Origin of the sequence: Pseudoalteromonas sp. NZS127, from assembly GCF_015864805.1 — a bacterium.
GTDB classification, from domain to species: Bacteria; Pseudomonadota; Gammaproteobacteria; order Enterobacterales; family Alteromonadaceae; genus Pseudoalteromonas; species Pseudoalteromonas nigrifaciens.
In genome coordinates, this window is the sequence record NZ_JADYWN010000010.1 from 73,005 (window position 1) to 92,770 (window position 19,766).

Sequence of the window (19,766 nt, forward strand, 5' to 3'; positions counted from 1 at the left end):
AACCGGAGTAATAATGCCAAAACGTACCGACATAAAAAGCATTCTTATCTTAGGCGCAGGCCCAATTGTTATTGGTCAGGCTTGTGAATTTGACTACTCTGGTGCACAAGCGTGTAAAGCACTGAGAGAAGAAGGCTATCGAGTTATATTAGTTAACTCAAACCCAGCAACAATTATGACCGACCCTGATATGGCCGATGCGACGTACATCGAGCCAATTCACTGGGAAGTTGTAGAAAAAATTATCGAAAAAGAAAAGCCAGATGCAATCCTACCGACTATGGGTGGGCAAACAGCATTAAACTGTGCGCTTGAATTAGACAAGCACGGTGTATTGGCTAAGCACGGCGTTGAGCTAATTGGCGCAACAGCAGATGCAATCGACAAAGCAGAAAACCGCGAACGTTTCGATACAGCAATGAAAAACATTGGTTTAGAATGCCCACGTGCTGAAATTGCTCATTCAATGGATGAAGCAAGAGACATCATTACACGCATTGGCTTACCGTGTATTATCAGGCCTTCTTTTACTATGGGCGGCACCGGTGGTGGTGTAGCGTATAACCTAGAAGAGTTTGAAGAAATTTGTGAGCGCGGCTTAGACTTATCGCCAACGAACGAATTGCTCATTGATGAATCACTGATTGGTTGGAAAGAATACGAAACAGAAGTTGTACGTGATAAAAACGACAACTGTATTATTGTTTGTACCATTGAAAACTTTGACCCTATGGGTGTGCACACGGGTGATTCGATCACCGTTGCACCAGCGCAAACATTAACCGACAAAGAATACCAAATTATGCGTAACGCCTCTATGGCGGTATTACGTGAAATTGGTGTTGAAACCGGTGGCTCTAACGTACAGTTTGGTATTAATCCTGAAGATGGCCGTATGGTTATCATTGAGATGAACCCACGCGTATCACGCTCATCAGCATTAGCGTCAAAAGCAACGGGTTTCCCAATTGCTAAAATTGCAGCAAAATTAGCAGTAGGCTACACACTTGACGAGCTACAAAATGATATTACTGGCGGTAAAACACCAGCGTCGTTTGAGCCGGCAATTGACTATGTAGTTACAAAAATACCTCGCTTTAACTTTGAAAAATTTGCTGGTGCGAACGACCGTTTAACCACGCAAATGAAATCAGTAGGCGAAGTCATGGCGATTGGTCGTAACCAACAAGAGTCATTACAAAAAGCATTACGTGGCCTTGAAGTGGGCGCAACTGGGTTTAACCCAATTGTGGCGCTTGACGACCCTAAAGCAAAAGAAATTATCATTCGTGAACTACGCGAGCCAGGTGCAGAGCGTATTTGGTATATTGCCGATGCAATGCGCCATGGTATGAGCGTTGATGATGTTTACGAGCTGACAAAAGTTAACCGCTGGTTCTTAGTACAAATAGAAGACATTTTAAAAGACGAAGCAAAAATTAGCGACGTAGGCATGGCAGGTTTAAATGCCGACTTCCTACGCAAGTTAAAGCGTAAAGGCTTTGCTGACCCACGTATTGCAGAAATTGCTGGCGTATCAGAAGCTGAAATTCGTAAAAAGCGTCATTTACTAAACATATTACCTGTATATAAGCGTGTTGATACCTGTGCTGCAGAGTTTAGTTCAGACACAGCCTACATGTACTCAACTTACGATGAAGAGTGTGAAGCTAACCCAACAACCCGTGACAAAATCATGGTGATTGGTGGCGGCCCTAACCGTATTGGTCAAGGCATTGAGTTTGATTACTGTTGTGTACACGCTTCGCTTGCACTGCGTGAAGACGGTTATGAAACCATTATGGTTAACTGTAACCCTGAAACGGTATCTACCGATTACGACACCTCAGATCGTTTATACTTTGAACCAATTACCCTTGAAGACGTGCTAGAAATTGTACGTGTTGAAAAGCCAGTGGGTGTAATTGTGCAGTACGGTGGTCAAACACCGCTTAAGTTAGCGCGCGAACTTGAAGCGAATGGCGTGCCAGTTATTGGTACATCGCCAGATGCAATTGACCGTGCAGAAGATCGCGAACGTTTTCAACAATTAGTTGAGCGTTTAAATCTACTGCAACCAGAAAACGCTACGGTAACGTCAACTGAAGAAGCAATTTTAAAATCAGTTGAAATTGGCTTTCCATTAGTAGTACGTCCATCGTATGTACTTGGTGGTCGCGCTATGGAAATTGTATACGACGAGCAAGACTTACGTCGCTACATGACCGAAGCAGTACAAGCCTCAAACGAAGCACCAGTATTACTAGACCGCTTTTTAGATAACGCGATTGAAGTTGACGTTGACGCAATTTGCGACGGCGAGCAAGTAATTATTGGCGGCATCATGGAGCACATAGAGCAAGCGGGTGTTCACTCAGGTGACTCAGCGTGTTCATTACCTGCTCATACGCTATCGCAAGAAGTACAAGATGTAATGCGCAAGCAAGTTACTGATATGGCACTTGAGCTTGGTGTGGTTGGTTTAATGAATACTCAGTTTGCTGTTAAAGATGGCTTAGTGTATTTAATTGAAGTTAACCCACGTGCTGCACGTACTGTACCGTTTGTATCAAAAGCAACCGGTGTTGCGCTTGCAAAAGTAGCTGCACGTTGTATGGCGGGTCAGTCTTTGGCAAGCCAAGGTATAACTAAAGAAGTTATTCCTCCATATTACAGCGTAAAAGAAGTTGTTTTACCATTTGCTAAGTTTCAAGGTGTGGATCCAATCCGTGGCCCTGAGATGCGTTCAACCGGTGAAGTGATGGGTGTTGGTGATACTTTCGCCGAAGCGTTCGCAAAAGCACAATTAGGTGCAAGCAATACTTTACCACGCGGTGGTCGCGCGCTATTATCCGTGCGTGATAGCGATAAGCCACGTATTGTTGAACTAGCCAGAATCATGACAGACCTTGGTTTTGAAATAGACGCAACAGGTGGCACAGCTGCTGCACTTGAAAATGCTGACATTGCGGTTCGCCGTGTAAATAAAGTATTTGAAGGGCGCCCGCACATTCTTGATAGAATCAAAAGTGGCGAGTATAGCTATATTGTTAATACCACAGAAGGTCGCCAAGCGATTGAAGATTCGAAGGTGTTACGTCGTGGTGCTTTACAGCACAAAACCAACTATACTACGACCTTAAATGCGGCGTTTGCAAACTGTACAGCAAACCAAGCAGATGACCGTGGGAAGGTGACGTCAGTTCAAGAACTACACCTGCGATTGAACTAAGGAAATGTGCCAAGGCCGTTAAATTGCGGCCTTGGGATTAAGTGAGAAAAAGTATGCAAACAATTCCGATGACAGTTCGTGGTGCAGATTTACTGCGCAAAGAACTTACCGAATTAAAAACAGTTACCCGTCCTAAAATCGTCAGCGATATTGCAGTTGCACGAGAACATGGTGACTTAAAAGAAAATGCTGAGTATCACGCTGCGCGTGAGCAACAGGGTTTTTGTGAAGGCCGAATTCAAGAAATTGAAGCTAAGCTTTCAAATGTACAAATAATTGATGTAACTAAAATGCCTAATACCGGCAAAGTTATTTTTGGTACAACAGTTACTATTGTCAACGTTGAAACTGATGTTGAAGTTAAATACCAGATTGTTGGTGATGACGAAGCGAGTATTAAAAATAATCGTATTTCGGTTAATTCACCGATCGCACGAGGTTTAATTGGTAAGCAAGCAGATGATGCTGTGAACATTGAAACCCCTAAAGGCACCGTTGAATACGAAATCATCGAGGTTGAGTATATTTAATAACTCACTTTACGCGTAAATAAAAGCCAGTGTATTAGTACACTGGCTTTTTTGTTTTAAAGTGTTTAAAAGTGTTAAAACAGCCCTTATAAATTAGCCTTAAAAATTTTACTTTGTTACCATATACAGGCTGCAAATTAAGCAGTTTACTCGGAGATATTTATGAACGATACCGACCATCCCTCTAGATTGAGGGCAGAGAAATAACCCGTATTGGTATTTATCTTCTATAAATCTACCTAAGCGGTAGAGTAATTTTATTCTTTCCTATTTTTCTTCTCTCAGACACCTAGATATAAATAATGAAATTAGCCTTATTACGTGCTGATTATGGTTACTAATGCGCAGGTATTTTAACCAGTCATATAGTTTCATTATTTGATGGTCGTTACCTTACGCTAATGTGTTTTACTCCTAGTTAATGACTGTTAGCCAAATAGTTTTTTAACTGTTTGAGCGCCATGTTATTAATTTAAATAAAACACAATTAGCCTGACATTAGCCAATCGGGAGATTCGCCATGACGGTAATGAGCAAAAACTATGTAGAAAACAACCCACATTTTTCTCAAGCAGAAATAGGGGCGGCTAGAAAAGTGTTTTTAGCGCACAGCTATAATAAACAAGTGCACTTATTAACAATAATGGATGTTGAAGAAGCGGTTGCTATTTTACAACACTGTTCAATTACTTATGTACAAGACTTAATAAGTCGTTTAGAAAAAGATGGACACGACAAACTCGCTCGACATTATGCGCATCAGTTGGGTTTTATTCATTCAGAAGTTGAAACAGCGCAAAGTTATTTAAATACCTCGGCACTGGGGCATGTACAACAGCGTATTGGTTGGATCGTCGTGTTAGCGTTATTAGGTATAGTATCTGGGTTAATTATTACTCAATACGAAGACACATTAAGCCAGTTAGTATTGTTGGCAGTGTACATGCCGGTTATTGCGGCTGCGGGCGGTAACACAGGTTCACAAGCGGCAACTTTGGTAATACGGGCGTTAGCGACAGGCGAGCTGAAAAAAAGGCAATGGTTTGCTGTGTTTCTTAAAGAAAGCCAAATTGCAGTGTGTCTTGCGTTAGCGGTGGCGGGCGTAATGGTTATTCGAATTTTATTTTTTAGCGATGTTAAATCTGCAGGTGGGTTCGATTTAAATATAATTGCGATGGCCATTGCAGTGGCATTGTTTATTCAGGTAACTATTTCTACTACGTTAGGGGGGTTATTACCTATTTTAGCGCGGGCACTTAAGTTAGATCCCGCGGTATTAGTGAGCCCTGTATTGGCATCAATTGTTGATATATCAGGGATGTGGATTTACTTTACCGTAGTTAACTATTTTTTAGAAATAGGTTAAACCAAAAGTTTTAGGTTTATATGTTTTGCGCTAATCACTTAACACTCAGTAATTAGCGCAAAACCTAGTTTGAATATATTCTTGCGCATTTCCCTCCTCAAACAATTACTTTAACTAAAAATTCCTCTAGGTTATTCATCTGCCATCAATTTGATCTATGCTGATATGGAGCAATACGGTTTAACGTCCTCTCAAATAAGGAAAAATAATGGCTAATATACTTTACCCGGCACCTTTAAAAGTAGGCTCTAAAATTGCGGTGTGTTCGCTTTCAGAAGGGATCGCGGCTAAATATCATGCTCGTTTAAAAATTGTAATAAACGGTTTAAAACAGCGTGGCTATGAAGTGATTGAGGGGGCGTTTTTACGGCGCAGCGAAGCAACAGCAGAATTAACTACCAAAGCCCATGCAGAGCAGTTAATGGGCTTTTTAGTTGACGATAGTATTGATGCAATTATGCCTCCCTTTGGTGGCGAGCTTGCGATGGAAATACTGCCGCAACTTGATTTTAATGCTATTAAACAGGCTAAACCCAAATGGCTTGTGGGATTTTCTGATGTGAGCACGGTGGCCTGTGCACTCACTGCTAAATGCCAATGGGCAACGCTACATTGTGCCAATTTAATGCAATTGCACCCAAATGAAAAAAGCCCATATTGCTTACAAATATTTGAAACCCTAAGTTATGCAGCAAATAGTGAGTTTACCCAGGCACCATCTACACATTATCAAAAAGCAGCCCCCGATTATGCACAGCACCCAGAAGCCTTATTTAATTATACCGAGGCGACTCAATGGCAATGCTTAAATTACTTTGATCAGCGTACTATTGAAGTGTCGGGGCGTTTATTTGGTGGCTGCCTAGATACCGTGGGTTTATTACTCGATTCACCATTTTTAGACCTGCATGAATTTAAAAAACACAGCGCGCCCGAAGGGCTAATTTTATACTTAGAAAACTCAGAATTAACTCCCACTACCGTAGCGCGATTTTTACTGGCGTTAAAACTAGCTGGTATATTTGACGACATTAACGGCATAATTATCGGCCGCAGTGAAATTACCCAAGGTAAAAACCCTGATTTTGACTATCGCCACGCATTAAATGTAGCGCTTGGAGGCTGCATGTTTCCGGTTATTATAGATGCCGATATAGGCCATATTGCACCTAACTTAAATTTAATTAATGGTGCTACTTGCACATTAATTGCCGATATAAACGAAGGCAGAGTAATAAAAGCGTCATTAAATACGTCGCTCTCTTAATTGGCTTTGAATAACGTGTGGGTACAGGGGTATAATAAGTTGGCTTTTATAATACGTTATTTAAGTACATTCTCAGGGCGGGGCGAAATTCCCCACCGGCGGTATGTTTAACTCACTATTTTAAATTACATTTATAGTGTTTAAATAAGCCCGCGAGCGCTTTGTTGTTTTATATAATGCCAAAGGTCAGCAGATCTGGTGAGATGCCAGAGCCGACGGTTACAGTCCGGATGAAAGAGAATATGGCTTAAATATAGCGTTAATAGTGCACGGCTTTTGGCTGTGTGCTATTTGCGTTTTTTAATTTAAGTTATTGTTGGTACTTATACTTTAATGCTTTTAGAGTTTATTTTATCGATCCTTTCAGTGTCCTGAATCTATTTATTTTTAATCAGGAATATAATGATGATTCAGTCTCTACTTACTCAATTTGGCGAGCCGTTAACGCGTGTCGAAAATGCCATTACCGCACTACAGCAAGGCCAAGGTGTATTGGTTGTTGATGATGAAAACCGTGAAAACGAAGGTGACTTTGTATTTTCAGCCGAGCATTTGACCACCGCCCAAATGGCTGAGATGATCCGCGAAGGCAGCGGCATTGTGTGTTTATGCATGGGGGAGGAGCGCATAAAACAGCTCGACCTACCGCAAATGGTTACTCATAACACCAGTCAAAATAACACCGCTTATACCATAACCATTGAGGCAAAAGAGGGAGTAACTACCGGTGTTTCTGCAGCCGATAGAGTTACAACTATTAAAGCCGCCACAGCCGACAATGCTAAACCTGCGGATTTATCGCGCCCAGGGCATGTATTTGGCTTAAAAGCTAAAACGGGTGGAGTACTGGTACGCCGTGGCCATACCGAAGCATCTGTTGATTTAATGCAACTTGCGGGTTTAAAGCCGTTTGGCGTTATTTGCGAGCTAACTAACCCCGATGGCTCAATGGCGCGTTTACCTGAGGTGAGCGGTTATGCAAATAAGCATAATATGCCAGTGGTATCGATAGAAGATTTAGTGCAGTACATTCAAATTGCACAACAAAAAGTAAGTTAACTGCAATAAAAAACCCCTGTTTAATTTAATTAAACAGGGGTTTAAATTATTAAAAACGGGCGATAAACGCGTTTATAAAACCTGAATTACTTGCTCAGCGTCTAAACGCGATTTAGGTAATTTAGCATTATAGTCCTCAGCGCTATCGTGATAGCCCAGTGCTAATGCAACATCACATACGTAACCATCTAATTCTTTAGAAAAAATTTCGCCAAGTAACTGCGCATCTACGCCTTCCATTGGGGTTGAATCAATGCCTAAACGTGCAGCTGCGTGCATGGTATTACCAAGTGAAATGTAAGTTTGCGCTTTAGTCCAAGTTGCATTATTGCCTTGCTCATCGGTATTCATATCTACAAACGCAAATGCGCCAAAAGCGTGTTCACGGTTTTCGCTTTGCGTGCGACCATTTTTAATATCTGTGTCTATAACGCGTGCGTAATCATCACGGGTATAGTTAGTTTTGTGAGCAAAAAGCACAATATGCGATGCTGTTTTAGCGTGTTTTTGATTAAACTGAAACATATTAGCAAAGCTGTCATGAAAGCGTTGTTTAGCCTGATCAGACTCAATAACAATAAACTTCCACGGTTGTGAGTTAATTGATGAAGGCGATAAACGCATAGCTTCATAAATTACGTTAATGTCGTGATCGCTAATACGTTTAGCTGCATCATAATGTTTAGCCGTGTGGCGTTTTTCTAAATCGCTAATAATAGGGTGAGTCATGGTTTTCTCCGGGTAAATTTAACTTTTAAACAATCATACTTAACAGATAAAAATTAACGATTGGTTAGCGTAATAAGTGCTTAGTGCGAATGGCAGCTAATATACGCTTTGCTTTGTGAAAAATAAACAGCATAATAATTGAAACATTATCAAATAAAAATAGATAATATGCAGATAGACGATCTTAAGCTTATTTTAAAAGTTGCAGAGTTTAGAAGTATTACTTTAGCAGCAGCAAAATGCGATATGCGCACTGCAACCGCGAGTGCTGCTATTAAACGTGTAGAGTTAGCTCTTGGCAGTGAGCTGTTTATAAGAACAACACGCCACTTACGCCTTTCTGCAGCGGGTGAGCGCTACATTCCTCAGTGCGAGCAAGCACTTGCGGTGCTAGAGCAAGCAAAACAAAACCTCAAAGGCGAACACGATGAAATTGAGGGAGAGTTGCGCGTTGCACTGTCATCAGATTTTGGGCGTAATTTAGTGATCCCCTGGATTGATGAGCTCATGGATAATTACCCAAAACTCAGTTTAAGAACGCATATAAGCGACAGTAACGTCGATTTTTATCGTGACTCGGTAGATATAGCGCTACGTTATGGATCTCCTAGCGATACCAATATGTATGGTTTTAAAATTTGTAACGTTCCACGGCTCCTTTGCGCCACTAAAGAATACTTAATAGCACATGGCAACCCCAATCACCCAGACGAATTGAGTCGTCATCAAGGTATGTTTTATCAACTACAAGACATTATAAATAACAACTGGGAATTTACCGACGGGCAAAGTAAGTTTAAAGTTAAAATGCAAGGTAGGCGTGCCTCTAACGATGGCGACTTAGTTAGGCGTTGGTGCGTTGCAGGTAAAGGGCTGGCGGTTAAGTCAGCGCTCGATATAGCAGACGATTTACTGGCCGATAGGGTAGTTACGGTAATGCCAAACTATCAACATGTTAGCGGTGAGTTATGGCTTATTTGCCCAAGCAGGCAGTCGATTACTCCAGCAGTTCGTTTACTGCGCGATGTGTGCCGCGAAAAATGCCGCACAATTTTAAAACAGTTAATTGCCAAAGGTATTATTGATAAAAGTGTATTGGACTAGCCACTTATTTACGCTTGATAATTTTAAGTGTAGGGTATAAATATAAGGCTTTAGCTTAAGGTGGTAAATATTAAGTCGGGCAGTTAAATTTAAATAAAGGACTTTTAATAAGGTGTGCTTATGGATTATTTAGTTGCAACCGTATTTTTTGCTGTGTCAGCTTCGGTCACTCCTGGGCCAAATAACATCATGCTTATGACCTCAGGGGTAAACTTTGGCGTGCGAAAAAGCCTACCTTTACTTACGGGGATCTGTATTGGCTTTGCCTTAATGATACTACTCATTGGCTTAGGCTTTGGGCAATTATTTGCGTTGTTCCCTAATTTGCATTTAATTATTAAGTGCTTAGGAACACTGTACTTGCTGTATTTAGCATGGCTTATTGCTAAATCTGGCAGTGTTAACTCAACAAATAGTCAAACCAAACCGCTTACTTTTATAAAAGGAGCATTATTTCAGTGGGTAAATGGTAAAGCATGGGTTGTAGCCACCGGCGCTATTGCGGCGTTTACAACCGTTGGCGCAGGTTATTACGGGCAAAGTTTTACATTAGCACTGACGTTTTTGTTGGTTGCTTTTCCGTGTGCGGGAGTGTGGTTATTTTTTGGTACATTATTAAAGCAAGTATTAAAGTCTGAACGTTATAGACGCTACTTTAATTATACTATGTCGGCGTTACTGGTTTTATCGGTAGCACCTGTGGTGAAAGAAATTACGCTGCAGGTATTCTCCCAAGGCGTTTAAACAAAACACCTTGAGAGCAAATTTTAACAATAAAAAGTCAACAGCCCTAGGCTCGCTTATTATTAAAAGTCGGGCGCAACTGTAAACTCTAACGGCTGATGATTAATCGGGTGGCAAAACGATAAGTACTCGGCATGTAAATGTAATCTATTGGCTTTTTCACCGTAGTGATCATCGCCAACTATGGGCATATTTAAGCCTAACTTATGCGCGCAATGTACTCTTAGTTGGTGCGTACGCCCCGTTTTAGGGTAAAGGTGCAAGCGGGTAATATTATCTTTTCGCTCTAATACCTGCCAAGTAGTAAGGGATGCTTTACCGTATTGATAACACACTAACTGACGTGGTTTATCATCAAAATCTAAGCGCAAAGGTAAGTCAATTGTGCCGCTGTTTTCAACTACATTTCCGGCAACTAAAGCAACGTAACGTTTTTCGATGGTACGCTCTATAAACTGTTTTTGCAGGGCCTTATGGGCTCTTTTATTGAGTGCAATAATTAATAACCCTGACGTCGACATATCTAAGCGATGCACAATGAGCGGGCCGGTAGCGTGTGGAAATTGTGTTTTAATGCGCAAATAAACCGAGTCTTCAATATTAACCCCAGGAACGGACAAAAACTCAGCCGGTTTATTGATCACTAATATGTCGTGATCTTGGTAAATAATAGTTAAATCTTTACCAATAGCAGGGTTGATCAATAATGGGTTTTCTTCTACATGTAAGCCTTTGAGCATATGCCCTAAAATAGGTTGGCATTTACTATAACAAGACGGGTAGTAATGTTTATGATGCCTAATAGCTGATTTAGGCGCAGCGCCCCACCAAAATTCTGCTAATGCTAAAGGTTTTAAATTATGTTGATACGCATATTGCAATAACTTAGGCGCGGCGCAATCTCCTGCGCCTGCTGGTGGCGTATGCTCAGGCAAAGGGGCAAAAATAGCGTTTAGATCTTTGGTTTCGTTATCGGCACTTAAAAATTGGTATTGCGCAAACAGCTTTTTTTGTAAGTTTTTAGAAAGTGTTTTACGGCGCTTTTTTAAGTGTGCAATTTCATCAGTAATATTATTTAGAGCTTGCTGCAGGGTGTCGAGTTTACTTTGCCATTGCTGCTTTAGTGCTTGTAGTTGCTTTTTTTCGACAATACTTTGCCCAGCTAATTGAATTTTTAGCTGCTCAAAGTCAGTTGGGGATAACTGAGTACTTGCATCAGTACGTTGCTGTTTACGCATTCGGCGGCTAACTTGCATTAACGCTTGCTGCGCTTCTAACTGCTGCTGATAAGTGGCATTGGCTTGGTTAAATACGTTATTAAGGGTGCTAAATTGTTCACTATTTTCAAGCTGCTCAATTTGGGCGTTAATATTATTAATAATGCTGCTTTGTGCTAAATACTCAGCATCGTGTAGCTGCATATCGGCTACGGCAGGTACAAAGTTAATTTTACTGCTTACGCCCTCAAGTTGCCCCGAGTAAGCGGCTAAATAACCAAGCTGTTGCTGATTATTTTGCACCACTAGTACACCAAACATTTTACCCGACTCTTCATTATTAGCTGGATTTGCCAAGTATTCTAACTGTGTTTCGAGCTGTTGTTGCAACTGCTCGGTTGCTGCTACAGCAATTGCTTTAGGCTCATAGTAAAAAGGAAAAGTAAATTTGTCTGGTAGCGCAATGTGATTTACAGGCGCTGAAAATAGCGTAAAGCAAGAAGCAATATTTGGCATGGGTAATATAATAATGAAATTTTTAACGAGATAATTAGCCAATATAATAACATAGTCGTTGCTATGTCACTAAGTGTGTTGTGTAACCTGTGTTATCCATATTTCAGGTAAGTTGTGGCGTTGCGATTAAAAAAGCTCGGTATTAAATACCGAGCTTTGTAGGTTGGGTTGGGCTGTTTATAATTAACTATTTGTTGTGGTTGGGTGGCCATCTACCATTTGGGGTTTACCGCGCATTTTAGCAATTAAGCGCTTAGTGTCCTCTAGCGCCACATACTGACACGGAATAAGTATTAGCGTTATTACGGTGGCAAATAACACCCCAAAAGCCAGTGATACAGCCATAGGAATAACTATTTTAGCTTGTAAGCTGGTTTCCATAATAATAGGCATAACGCCAATAAACGTAGTCACTGATGTGAGTAAAATTGCTCTAAAGCGCCGAGCGCCAGCTTGCATTACCGCCTCTTTAATAGGCACACCTTCAGCGCGTGCTTTGTTTACAAAGTCAACCATCACGAGCGAATCGTTTACCACTACGCCGGCCACGGCAATAATGCCAAACATTGATAAGCTACTCATGGTCATGCCTAAAATCATGTGGCCAAACATAGCGCCAATGACGCCAAATGGAATAACCGACATAATAATAAGCGGCTGCGAGTAAGAGCGTAGCGGAATAGCCAGTAGCGCAAATATAATGATCATCGATAATGCAAAATCGCGTTTTTGTTCATCAGCACTGTCCATTTCTTCTTGAACACGCCCAGCTACGTCGCTTTGTACACCCGGATAGCTTTTTAATAAAGCGGGCAGGTATTGATCCCGAATTTCCTCGGCAATAGCAAAAGGCTCTGCTTTGTCGGTATTTACCGCTGCCCACACATTAACGGTGCGTTTTGAGTCTTCGCGTCGAATACGATTTACCCCATCAACTAAACTTACTTGCGCTATTTCGCTAAGCGGTACTTCTGCGCCGCTTGGAGTAATAATACGTACACTTTGAATATCGCTAATAGAATTACGCTCATCTTCGGGGTAGCGTATCATTACTTTAATTTCTTCACCTTCGCGTAAAATACGCTGTGCTTCTAGACCGTAATAACTAAAGCTCACCTGCGACGCTACATCGGCAAGGGTTAAGCCCATACTGTAGGCAAGCGGTTTTAAATCAAGTTGTACTTCGTCGGTGGCGCTTTGCATTGAGTCGTTTACATCGCCCACGCCTTCGATAGTTTGTAACTTGGCTTTTAATTTAGCGGCAACTTCTTTAAGTACGGCAGCATTTTTACCTTCAAGTTTAAAGCTAATATCACCATCATCACGGCCACCGTTCATTATGCTATCTTCAATGGTGAGGGTTTTAACACCCGGCAATGGAGGCATTTGCTCGCGCCACAATGCACTTAGCGCAAAGGTGTCTATGGGGCGTAAATCGGGCTCTACTAAAATAGCCATAATATTGGCTTGTGTACGGCCACGTAAACTGACCGATAAATCGCGGATCATCGATTTACCATATTGCTGTTGTAGTTGTTGATCTACTTTTAGCAGCACACTTTCTATTTTTTGTGCCGTCTCTAAGGTGGCTTGCTCAGAAGAAGCCAAGTTCATTTCTATTCGAATACGTGGAAAATCATGCGGTATTTTAGGATTAGGAACAAATTTAACTAATCCTCCTGCAAACATCCCAGCGCTAATAATTAATAAGCACATAAAGCCTATTATTACTGTGTAACGATAATGAATACAGTGGCCAATAAAGGGCGTGTAATAATGGCTAACAAAGCTTTTTAAGCCGTTATCCATTACTGTACGAATACGATACAGTGGGTTTTTAGGGTTAGGTTTACGCTTACTCATAGCAGCAATATGTGCGGGTAAAATTAGTTTTGATTCAATCAAAGAAAAAATCAAACATAAAATAATCACGCCACCAATCGCTTTTGAAAACGCAGCACCTGGGCCTGTTGCTAAAGTTTGTGGTAAAAAGGCGGCAATAGTGGTCAGTACGCCAAAAGTTGCTGGTATAGCAACGCGTTTAACTCCGCGTACTACGTTATCTAGAGTGTGGCCGTGCTTTTCTATTTCGGCGCTCGCCGACTCGCCAACCACTATGGCGTCGTCTACTACTATGCCGAGCACTAAAATAAAGGCAAATAATGAGGCTAAGTTAATTGTCACGTCTAAAAAGCCAATTGGCATAAATAAAAATGCGCCTAAAAACGACACGGGTAAGCCCATCATCACCCAAAACGCTAAGCGTAATGGTAAAAATAAAGCCAGTACTAGCATGACTAACAAGCCACCCCAAATCATGTTATCGACCATCATATCAAGCCGACCTTCAAGGTAGTAAGTTAAATCAAGAATAGGGGTTAGCTTTACACCTGCGGGTAACTGCGATTCTTTTGCTGCCATGTAACTTTTAAGTACTTTGGCTACGTCGGTAATATCTTGATCTTTTGAGGCGTTTATTTCAAACGACAATGAATTTTTACCATTGTACTTTGAATATTGTAGGCCCTCGGCAAAGCCATCGTTAATAGTAGCTACATCGCCTAAATAAATTTGTGCGCCGTCGGGCAGGGTAATAAGCGGCAATTTTGCAAACTCGTTACCCCGGTAGGCTTGCTTTTCTACCCGCATAGAAATATAGCCATTTTTTGAGCGAATTTGCCCAGCCGACATATTGGCCGAAAAGCTTTGTACGGCGCTGGCAATATCTCTAAATGTTAAACCGTACTCACGGAGTTTATCTGGGCTCACTTCTATGCCTATTTCGTAATCTAGGCCAGCATTAAACTCAACCAAATTAATATTAGGCAGGGCTTGGAGTTCGTCTTTTATGTTATTACCTAGCTCTTTTAGCTGGTAGTTGCTCATGTCGCCATACAGCGCGAGGATCATAACCTCTTGCTCGTACTTATCGCGGCGCACCACAGGACGCTCCATATCGGCAGGAAAAGTATTGATTGAATCAACCTGAACTTTTATTTCGTCAAGTACGTCTTGGGGATTATATTGCTCTTCTATTTCAACCCAGGCTTGCGAAAACCCACGGTTAGAATAAGTGATAAGGCGTTTTATGCCTTCAATTCCTTCTAGGTTTTCTTCTATTTTTATGGTTATACCTTCTTCAACCTCTTGCGGAGCAGCCCCAGGGTAAACAGCTTGTACGCTGATCCAATTACTTTCAAACTGTGGAAACATCTGTTTGCGAATAGTAAATGCCGTTAAAATACCGCCAATTAATATAAAAATCATTAATAGGTTTGCGGCTACGGGGTTTCGGGCAAACCAGGCAATTAAGCCTTTTTCACGAGTACTCATGGTTATTCCTCTTTAAGGGCAAGCTGGGTTACATCGCTATTAGGCGTGGTTTCTTCAATTTTAACGGCCATGCCCTCGGTTGGGTATTCAAGCGCTGAGGTAATAAGCTGATCACCCTCATTTAAACCTTGATTGGCTATTATCATGCCGTTTTGCTCACGAATTATATTGAGGGTTTTAAACGATAGGGTTAAGTTATTATTTAAAATGGCAATTTTATTATTTTTTACTAAATGATGCGGCACAATAATAGCGTTATCGAGTGCGCGCCCTTCAATAGTGGCATTAATATAAGAGCCAAATCGCAGCGGTTGGCTGTTATTAGCATAAGGAGTAGCAAGCTGCGCGACTAAGTAACTCATTCTACTTTTTTGATCAACCACGCCTTCACTGCGTATTATTTTAGCTTGCCATGTTGTTTGCTTACCTGCGTACTGGGTGCTAAAAGTGACGTTTGCGTTTATGCCGCCGTTGCTTAAGAATTGCAGCTCGTTATCGGCCACGGGTAAACGTACTTCAGCAACTGCTATGGCACTTAATGCACCCAACCGACTTCCTTGATTTACCACTGAGCCTAAGCTAATGCTGCGCTCATTAATAATCGCGTTGTAGGGGGCTTTTATGTAAGTGCGTTCAAGGTTGCGGTTAGCGCGTTTAACACTGGCTTGCGCTGAGCGGTAACGTGCCATTTTTTCGGCGAGTTGCGGTTTACGTAAATACAGCTGAGATGCAATTGCATCGCTGGCATCGGCTTTAATTCGCTCCCATTCTGCTTTTGCTACGTGGGCTTGAGCACGTTCTATTTCGAGTGCAGAACTTGCTTGGGCTAAACCGGCCTGGGCTTCAATTAAGTCGGCTTCGTAATCATTTGGATCAATTCGTGCTAAAATATCGCCTTGTTTTACAAATGCGCCTTCAACAAACTGCCCGGCAACCGAAATAACTTGCCCACCTACTTGTGCAATTAACTCTGTTTTATCTTTTGGTTTTACAATACCGTAAGATTTTACATCGAGTGTTATTGCATCAAGGTGAACGTGTTGCGTGGCAATAAGTGGGCGAGTATCTTGTTCTGGTTTTTCTTCGGGTGGCGTTTTCATGGTTGAAAAAGCGAAAGCTAACGCAATTCCGCCAATTAAAACCGCAAACGGCAGTATTATTTGTTTTTTAGAAGCCACGAGGCATTCCTTCATAATTGTGGTGACCAGCTAATAATACGCAATAAAATGTTTACAAAGCATTTAAAGATGTAACAAAGCATTGCGCTTCACTACCTGTTTATTTAAGGTATGACTAAAAAATGCAGCAGCAAACAAATATATTTATATTGAGGTTATTATGAAAACACAGCCTATGGCGTGTCGGTTAGGCTGTGGGGCATGTTGTATTGCGCCAAGTATTAGCTCACCCATTCCAGGAATGCCAAACGGTAAAAAGGCCGGAGAGCGTTGTATTCAGTTAGATGAGCGTAATTTATGTAAGTTATTTGGCGACGCTAGTCGGCCAAAAGTATGCAGCGATTTTAGCGCCACACTAGATGTATGCGGTACAACTAATGCGCAGGCTTTAGCGCTTATTACTGAGCTTGAAGAGTTGACTTAATCCTCGTTTTTAATACACACATATTTACATTTATTTATGAATAAGTGTTTTAAATACTTGAATGCAAAAATTGAAAGCCGCGCTTTTCGCAGCAGCAAGCTCAACGCTTACGATTAAAGTACAGTTTTGTGGCTGTTTTTGTAGATGCGAAGCTTGCTTGCGTTACGGGCAAAGCCTGTAAAGTGATTTACTTACAAAGAGGTTAAGAGACGCTGCGCTTTTAGAGGAAGAGATAGACCCGAAATAAGTCCTTATTATCCGAACTTAGGATTATATATTGACTCATTTACTCCCATTATCTGCTCTTTGTACAATAGTGTTTTACTTTAAATAATTGAACTGTGCTTTTCACGTGAGCAAGCCTATCATCTACAACTATCTGGTAAATAATAAGCTTGCTTGTGTAGTGCGCTACCAGCTATAGGTTGCGCTTAGCGTATATTGCTCGCCCCGTCCAGGAGTGCCCGGGATCTCTTGAAACGATTCATTCCACAGGTTATCTGCGGCCAATGTAATAAATAAGTTTTTAATCTGCGGCGGCATTATTTTTAAGGTTAAATGAGTGAATAACGCATCATCATCGCCACTGCGCAGCGTATTTTCATGTTGTTTGCGCCATTCGTTATCTATACGAAACTCTAAAATATCTGTTGGGTTCCAAATAGCCGCAAGGGTTAGCCTATGATCTGGGTAGTTTAATGCGTAAAAGCTAGCATCTATATCGGCTGCGCCATAATTCTCTGATTTTTTTAAAAAGCTATAACTGGCAATAATTTCTGCGTTATCAAAATGCTTAGTGGCAAGAAACTCAACCCCCGAGGTATTAATATCTACCGGATTGGCAAAGCGGGCAGAAGTAGCATCTAAACTATAAGTCCAATCGGTTAAGTTATCATCTTGGCGATAAAAAACAGCAGAGTTAAAGCGCCAACTTTGTCGCTCTAATAATAAACCCAGCTCGAGATTTTTAGTGATTTCGCGCTCAAGGTTGTAGTTACTTCTAAACAAACCGCCAGTGTCGCTGCCACCAATTGCGGTATAGCCTGCAACTTGGCTTGCCTGTGCATACGATAAATAAACAGTGCGCTCAGTGCCGTCGCTGTTTTGTGTATTTAAAGTTATATCACCAATAAGTGAAATTTCAGAATCATCGCGATTAGTATCGTCAAAAGCCGCACCAAGGCGAATAGTAAGGTGTTGATCGCTCTCAAGTGCCATTTGGTACTCTGGCAGCACACTTACTTTATAATAATTACGTGAGGTGAAATTATTTTCAAGCGTGGTCGATTCAATCGAATCATTAATAAATTGCGCAGAATAATTGAGTGCAAAAGACGCGCTGTGCGCATGGCGCCCCGAAAGTGCTAGTGATTTAACATCGGTTTGATGAAACGCTTCGAACGACATTGGGTTTTCACGAGAATACACATAGTGATCCTCGTGTTTACGATAATATGTAGATACTTCAAACGAGCTCTCGGCGCCATAGTTTTGTTTATGGTTGAGCATAAATAGCTGAGTTTTAAGATCTTCAGTTTCGTTAACCCCAAATGGAGTATACAAATTTGGCCAACCAAAAAACTTTTCTTGAGAGCCAAAAAACAGATCGGTTTGTGAGTTTGGGCCCACTAATTGAACACGGCTTGAGGCACGGGTAAAGTCATGATCGCCATAATCAATAGAGCCATCACTTTGTGAGTGAGAAAACTCGCCTTCTACACCCAGCTGCCAATCGGAAATACCATCCAATGGTATATTCACGCCCGCATGCAGGCTTTGTAAATTAAAGTCATTGCTGCCAACCCCAAGTGATACGCTACCACCGGTACTAATTGGCTTCCAAGCAAACGATACTGTACCAACCGAACTGTTAACGCCATAAAGTGCATTATCTGCTGCGGTGAATATAGCTGGGCCACGTAACATTTGTGGCGCTATAGGAATTTCGGCAAAGTAATGTCCCGACTGCGGATCGAACAACGTTGCGCTGCCAACCCTAAAACCAGTATTTTCGAAAATACCACCACGAATGGTTACATCGGCTTGTGCTTCGGCCATATTACGCGATTGCACATCAACACGCGGATCATACTCTAAATTAGAAACCGGTGAGTCGAAGGTGCCCACGGGTTCTTTATTTGCAGTAGGGGAAGCTTCAACCGTTATTTGCTCTATTGCTGTGGCATTTTTAGTTTGCACTTCAGCGTAGGCAAAGCCAGTAACACTGCATAGCAATGTAGGTAATAATATGGGTAATATAAGGCGCGGGGCACGATTCATGTTTTTCTCATTTTTGTATATGTAATTGTGCTAACAATTAAATCCGAAACACCCTGTTAAGGCGTGATAAAGTAGTCAAATAATTGTAATTTGGCTTGGTATTGTATATTAATCTTAAAAAATTGCATTTGATAATCATTCGTAAAGTAGGGTAATTGATTTTATGGGCACAGTACAAACAAACGAAAATTCGCATCTAGAAAGCATTTACTTTGCTGGAGGCTGCCTTTGGGGGGTACAAGAGTTTATTAAGTACTTACCCGGCGTTGTTACCACTGAGGCTGGACGAGCTAATGGCAAAAATAATAATACACAAGGTGAATACGACGGTTATGCCGAGTGCGTGAAAGTAACCTTTGATATAACAGCCGTGACACTCAATAAACTGATTGAATACTTTTTTGAGATTATTGACCCTTACAGTGTTAATAAGCAGGGTAACGATGTTGGATTAAAATACCGTAGTGCTATTTATAGTAAACAGCAATGTCACTTAACAATTGCAAAAGACTATATAAACCAACGCGCTGATGCAGATAAAATCGTGGTACAAGTTCAGCTGCTAACCAATTATGTTCCAAGCGATGCAGAGCATCAAGACCGGCTAACTAACTTCCCTGATGACTATTGCCATATACCACCTGAGTTATTACATAAATATAAATCGAAATAAAGCGAAAGTCTGCTATATCAATTATGCTAAAAGCGACAGTTTTTCTTATCAGCAGGCTCTGCGGCTACAGCAAAAAATTTAATAAAAAACAATCAGTCACAAAAAAGCTCACAC

Annotated in this window: 14 protein-coding genes and 1 riboswitch; of the genes, 9 read left to right on the plus strand and 5 right to left on the minus strand. The window is 41.3% G+C overall.

Annotated features, from left to right (window positions below):
• The first annotated feature begins 13 nt into the window (after positions 1-13).
• The 5 genes from carB to ribB all read left to right on the plus strand — a co-directional run bounded on the left by carB (position 14) and on the right by ribB (position 7,454).
• Positions 14-3,232 carry a carbamoyl-phosphate synthase large subunit gene (gene carB / locus I6E78_RS10785; RefSeq protein WP_058373148.1) on the plus strand — a complete coding sequence of 1,073 codons (3,219 nt, stop codon included), beginning with the start codon at positions 14-16 and terminating at the stop codon, positions 3,230-3,232.
• Between the two features lie 53 nt (positions 3,233-3,285).
• Positions 3,286-3,762: a transcription elongation factor GreA gene (gene greA, locus I6E78_RS10790; RefSeq protein WP_058373149.1), complete on the plus strand. Its 477-nt coding sequence runs from the start codon at positions 3,286-3,288 to the stop codon at positions 3,760-3,762.
• A 520-nt stretch (positions 3,763-4,282) separates the two neighbouring features.
• On the plus strand, positions 4,283-5,128 hold the full coding sequence (locus I6E78_RS10795; RefSeq protein WP_197182464.1) for a magnesium transporter: 846 nt from the start codon (positions 4,283-4,285) through the stop codon (positions 5,126-5,128).
• 208 nt (positions 5,129-5,336) lie between these two features.
• Positions 5,337-6,395 (plus strand): S66 family peptidase, encoded by a 1,059-nt coding sequence (locus I6E78_RS10800; protein WP_197182465.1) that lies wholly within the window; start codon positions 5,337-5,339, stop codon positions 6,393-6,395.
• Positions 6,396-6,459: 64 nt separating this feature from the next.
• Positions 6,460-6,641: riboswitch (FMN riboswitch) on the plus strand.
• Between the two features lie 159 nt (positions 6,642-6,800).
• Entirely contained in the window at positions 6,801-7,454 is a 654-nt protein-coding gene (ribB, locus tag I6E78_RS10805) for a 3,4-dihydroxy-2-butanone-4-phosphate synthase (RefSeq protein WP_058373152.1), read from the plus strand.
• 72 nt (positions 7,455-7,526) lie between these two features.
• Here ribB and I6E78_RS10810 read toward each other — a convergent pair whose 3' ends face one another.
• Positions 7,527-8,183 (minus strand): nitroreductase family protein, encoded by a 657-nt coding sequence (locus tag I6E78_RS10810; protein ID WP_197182466.1) that lies wholly within the window; start codon positions 8,181-8,183, stop codon positions 7,527-7,529.
• A 168-nt stretch (positions 8,184-8,351) separates the two neighbouring features.
• On the opposite strand from I6E78_RS10810, the gene I6E78_RS10815 reads away from it, so the two are divergent.
• On the plus strand, positions 8,352-9,287 hold the full coding sequence (locus I6E78_RS10815; RefSeq protein ID WP_197182467.1) for a LysR family transcriptional regulator: 936 nt from the start codon (positions 8,352-8,354) through the stop codon (positions 9,285-9,287).
• A 120-nt stretch (positions 9,288-9,407) separates the two neighbouring features.
• Positions 9,408-10,031, plus strand: coding sequence for a LysE family translocator (locus I6E78_RS10820; RefSeq protein WP_011327920.1), 624 nt, complete (start codon positions 9,408-9,410; stop codon positions 10,029-10,031).
• Between the two features lie 62 nt (positions 10,032-10,093).
• On the opposite strand, the gene I6E78_RS10825 is transcribed toward I6E78_RS10820, so the two are convergent.
• The 3 genes from I6E78_RS10825 to I6E78_RS10835 all read right to left on the minus strand — a co-directional run bounded on the left by I6E78_RS10825 (position 10,094) and on the right by I6E78_RS10835 (position 16,275).
• Positions 10,094-11,764: an RluA family pseudouridine synthase gene (locus I6E78_RS10825; protein WP_197182468.1), complete on the minus strand. Its 1,671-nt coding sequence runs from the start codon at positions 11,762-11,764 to the stop codon at positions 10,094-10,096.
• A gap of 183 nt (positions 11,765-11,947) precedes the next feature.
• Positions 11,948-15,097: an efflux RND transporter permease subunit gene (locus tag I6E78_RS10830; protein WP_197182469.1), complete on the minus strand. Its 3,150-nt coding sequence runs from the start codon at positions 15,095-15,097 to the stop codon at positions 11,948-11,950.
• Positions 15,098-15,099: 2 nt separating this feature from the next.
• A complete protein-coding gene (locus tag I6E78_RS10835) occupies positions 15,100-16,275 on the minus strand; it encodes an efflux RND transporter periplasmic adaptor subunit (RefSeq protein ID WP_197182470.1) in 1,176 nt (391 codons plus the stop codon).
• Between the two features lie 160 nt (positions 16,276-16,435).
• Between I6E78_RS10835 and I6E78_RS10840 the strand changes: the two genes are divergently transcribed.
• Positions 16,436-16,699, plus strand: coding sequence for a YkgJ family cysteine cluster protein (locus I6E78_RS10840; RefSeq protein ID WP_011327924.1), 264 nt, complete (start codon positions 16,436-16,438; stop codon positions 16,697-16,699).
• Between the two features lie 411 nt (positions 16,700-17,110).
• Here the strand turns inward: I6E78_RS10840 and I6E78_RS10845 are convergent, their stop codons facing one another.
• Positions 17,111-18,979, minus strand: a complete 1,869-nt coding sequence (locus I6E78_RS10845) for a TonB-dependent receptor plug domain-containing protein (protein WP_197182471.1) — start codon at positions 18,977-18,979, stop codon at positions 17,111-17,113.
• 163 nt (positions 18,980-19,142) lie between these two features.
• On the opposite strand from I6E78_RS10845, the gene I6E78_RS10850 reads away from it, so the two are divergent.
• The gene (locus I6E78_RS10850) at positions 19,143-19,652 is read left to right on the plus strand and encodes a peptide-methionine (S)-S-oxide reductase (protein WP_197182472.1); all 510 of its coding nucleotides are present in this window, start codon (positions 19,143-19,145) and stop codon (positions 19,650-19,652) included.
• Positions 19,653-19,766: the final 114 nt, after the last annotated feature.

Bases quoted from the DNA above. Each gene is read 5' to 3' on its own strand.
- I6E78_RS10840 (WP_011327924.1), top strand. From the start codon at position 16,436: ATGAAAACACAGCCTATGGCGTGTCGGTTAGGCTGTGGGGCATGTTGT.
- I6E78_RS10815 (WP_197182467.1), top strand. From the start codon at position 8,352: ATGCAGATAGACGATCTTAAGCTTATTTTAAAAGTTGCAGAGTTTAGA.
- I6E78_RS10830 (WP_197182469.1), bottom strand. From the start codon at position 15,097: ATGAGTACTCGTGAAAAAGGCTTAATTGCCTGGTTTGCCCGAAACCCC.
- I6E78_RS10810 (WP_197182466.1), bottom strand. From the start codon at position 8,183: ATGACTCACCCTATTATTAGCGATTTAGAAAAACGCCACACGGCTAAA.
- I6E78_RS10850 (WP_197182472.1), top strand. From the start codon at position 19,143: ATGGGCACAGTACAAACAAACGAAAATTCGCATCTAGAAAGCATTTAC.
- I6E78_RS10800 (WP_197182465.1), top strand. From the start codon at position 5,337: ATGGCTAATATACTTTACCCGGCACCTTTAAAAGTAGGCTCTAAAATT.
- ribB (WP_058373152.1), top strand. From the start codon at position 6,801: ATGATTCAGTCTCTACTTACTCAATTTGGCGAGCCGTTAACGCGTGTC.
- I6E78_RS10845 (WP_197182471.1), bottom strand. From the start codon at position 18,979: ATGAATCGTGCCCCGCGCCTTATATTACCCATATTATTACCTACATTG.
- carB (WP_058373148.1), top strand. From the start codon at position 14: ATGCCAAAACGTACCGACATAAAAAGCATTCTTATCTTAGGCGCAGGC.
- I6E78_RS10795 (WP_197182464.1), top strand. From the start codon at position 4,283: ATGACGGTAATGAGCAAAAACTATGTAGAAAACAACCCACATTTTTCT.
- I6E78_RS10820 (WP_011327920.1), top strand. From the start codon at position 9,408: ATGGATTATTTAGTTGCAACCGTATTTTTTGCTGTGTCAGCTTCGGTC.
- greA (WP_058373149.1), top strand. From the start codon at position 3,286: ATGCAAACAATTCCGATGACAGTTCGTGGTGCAGATTTACTGCGCAAA.
- I6E78_RS10825 (WP_197182468.1), bottom strand. From the start codon at position 11,764: ATGCCAAATATTGCTTCTTGCTTTACGCTATTTTCAGCGCCTGTAAAT.